At 49.3% G+C, this 3,035-nt stretch carries 1 rRNA gene; it reads left to right on the forward strand.

The annotated features are described in order from the left end of the window. Positions 1-15: 15 nt before the first annotated feature. A 23S ribosomal RNA gene (locus tag HMPREF2864_RS08745) occupies positions 16-2,937 on the forward strand. Positions 2,938-3,035 lie beyond the last annotated feature (98 nt).

Below are 3,035 nucleotides of genomic sequence, written 5' to 3' on the forward strand. Positions count from 1 at the left end.
AAGCACAGTGTGGAAGATTAAGTTATTAAGGGCGCACGGTGGATGCCTTGGCACTAGAAGCCGATGAAGGACGTTACTAACGACGATATGCTTTGGGTAGCTGTAAGTAAGCATTGATCCAGAGATTTCCGAATGGGGAAACCCAGCACAAGTTATGTTGTGTTATCGACATGTGAATACATAGCATGTTAGAAGGCAGACCCGGAGAACTGAAACATCTTAGTACCCGGAGGAAGAGAAAGAAAAATCGATTCCCTGAGTAGCGGCGAGCGAAACGGGAAAAGCCCAAACCAATAAGCTTGCTTATTGGGGTTGTAGGACACTCTATACGGAGTTACAAAGGAATATATTAGACGAATCATCTGGAAAGATGAATCAAAGAAGGTAATAATCCTGTAGTTGAAAATATATTCTCTCTTGAGTGGATCCTGAGTACGACGGAGCACGTGAAATTCCGTCGGAATCTGGGAGGACCATCTCCTAAGGCTAAATACTCTCTAGTGACCGATAGTGAACCAGTACCGTGAGGGAAAGGTGAAAAGTACCCCGGAAGGGGAGTGAAAGAGAACTTGAAACCGTGTGCTTACAAGTAGTCAGAGCCCGTTAATGGGTGATGGCGTGCCTTTTGTAGAATGAACCGGCGAGTTACGATTTGATGCAAGGTTAAGCAGGAAATGTGGAGCCGTAGCGAAAGCGAGTCTGAATAGGGCGTTGAGTATTTGGTCGTAGACCCGAAACCAGGTGATCTACCCTTGGTCAGGTTGAAGTTCAGGTAACACTGAATGGAGGACCGAACCGACTTACGTTGAAAAGTGAGCGGATGAACTGAGGGTAGCGGAGAAATTCCAATCGAACTTGGAGATAGCTGGTTCTCTCCGAAATAGCTTTAGGGCTAGCCTCAAGTGATGATTATTGGAGGTAGAGCACTGTTTGGACGAGGGGCCCCTCTCGGGTTACCGAATTCAGACAAACTCCGAATGCCAATTAATTTAACTTGGGAGTCAGAACATGGGTGATAAGGTCCGTGTTCGAAAGGGAAACAGCCCAGACCACCAGCTAAGGTCCCAAAATATATGTTAAGTGGAAAAGGATGTGGCGTTGCCCAGACAACTAGGATGTTGGCTTAGAAGCAGCCATCATTTAAAGAGTGCGTAATAGCTCACTAGTCGAGTGACACTGCGCCGAAAATGTACCGGGGCTAAACATATTACCGAAGCTGTGGATTGTCCTTTGGACAATGGTAGGAGAGCGTTCTAAGGGCGTTGAAGCATGATCGCAAGGACATGTGGAGCGCTTAGAAGTGAGAATGCCGGTGTGAGTAGCGAAAGACGGGTGAGAATCCCGTCCACCGATTGACTAAGGTTTCCAGAGGAAGGCTCGTCCGCTCTGGGTTAGTCGGGTCCTAAGCTGAGGCCGACAGGCGTAGGCGATGGATAACAGGTTGATATTCCTGTACCACCTAGTATCGTTTTAATCGATGGGGGGACGCAGTAGGATAGGCGAATCGTACGATTGGATTGTACGTCTAAGCAGTGAGACTGAGTGTTAGGCAAATCCGGCACTCATAAGGTCAAGCTGTGATGGGGAGAGGAAATTGTTTCCTCGAGTCGTTGATTTCACACTGCCAAGAAAAGCCTCTAGATAGATAACAGGTGCCCGTACCGCAAACCGACACAGGTAGTCAAGATGAGAATTCTAAGGTGAGCGAGCGAACTCTCGTTAAGGAACTCGGCAAAATGACCCCGTAACTTCGGGAGAAGGGGTGCTCTTTAGGGTGCAAGCCCAGAAGAGCCGCAGTGAATAGGCCCAAGCGACTGTTTATCAAAAACACAGGTCTCTGCTAAACCGTAAGGTGATGTATAGGGGCTGACGCCTGCCCGGTGCTGGAAGGTTAAGAGGAGTGGTTAGCTTCTGCGAAGCTACGAATCGAAGCCCCAGTAAACGGCGGCCGTAACTATAACGGTCCTAAGGTAGCGAAATTCCTTGTCGGGTAAGTTCCGACCCGCACGAAAGGCGTAACGATTTGGGCACTGTCTCAACGAGAGACTCGGTGAAATCATAGTACCTGTGAAGATGCAGGTTACCCGCGACAGGACGGAAAGACCCCGTGGAGCTTTACTGTAGCCTGATATTGAAATTCGGCACAGCTTGTACAGGATAGGTAGGAGCCATTGAAACGTGAGCGCTAGCTTACGTGGAGGCGCTGGTGGGATACTACCCTAGCTGTGTTGGCTTTCTAACCCGCACCACTTATCGTGGTGGGAGACAGTGTCAGGCGGGCAGTTTGACTGGGGCGGTCGCCTCCTAAAAGGTAACGGAGGCGCTCAAAGGTTCCCTCAGAATGGTTGGAAATCATTCATAGAGTGTAAAGGCATAAGGGAGCTTGACTGCGAGACCTACAAGTCGAGCAGGGTCGAAAGACGGACTTAGTGATCCGGTGGTTCCGCATGGAAGGGCCATCGCTCAACGGATAAAAGCTACCCCGGGGATAACAGGCTTATCTCCCCCAAGAGTTCACATCGACGGGGAGGTTTGGCACCTCGATGTCGGCTCATCGCATCCTGGGGCTGTAGTCGGTCCCAAGGGTTGGGCTGTTCGCCCATTAAAGCGGTACGCGAGCTGGGTTCAGAACGTCGTGAGACAGTTCGGTCCCTATCCGTCGTGGGCGTAGGAAATTTGAGAGGAGCTGTCCTTAGTACGAGAGGACCGGGATGGACATACCTCTGGTGTACCAGTTGTCGTGCCAACGGCATAGCTGGGTAGCTATGTATGGACGGGATAAGTGCTGAAAGCATCTAAGCATGAAGCCCCCCTCAAGATGAGATTTCCCAACTTCGGTTATAAGATCCCTCAAAGATGATGAGGTTAATAGGTTCGAGGTGGAAGCGTGGCGACACGTGGAGCTGACGAATACTAATCGATCGAAGACTTAATCAAATATATGTTTTGCGACGCAAAATCAATTTTACTTACTATCTAGTTTTGAATGTATAACATTCACTTGTCTGGTGATAATGGCAAGGAGGTCACACCTG

This window comes from Staphylococcus sp. HMSC059F04 (assembly GCF_001812565.1).
Taxonomy (GTDB): domain Bacteria; phylum Bacillota; class Bacilli; order Staphylococcales; family Staphylococcaceae; genus Staphylococcus; species Staphylococcus lugdunensis.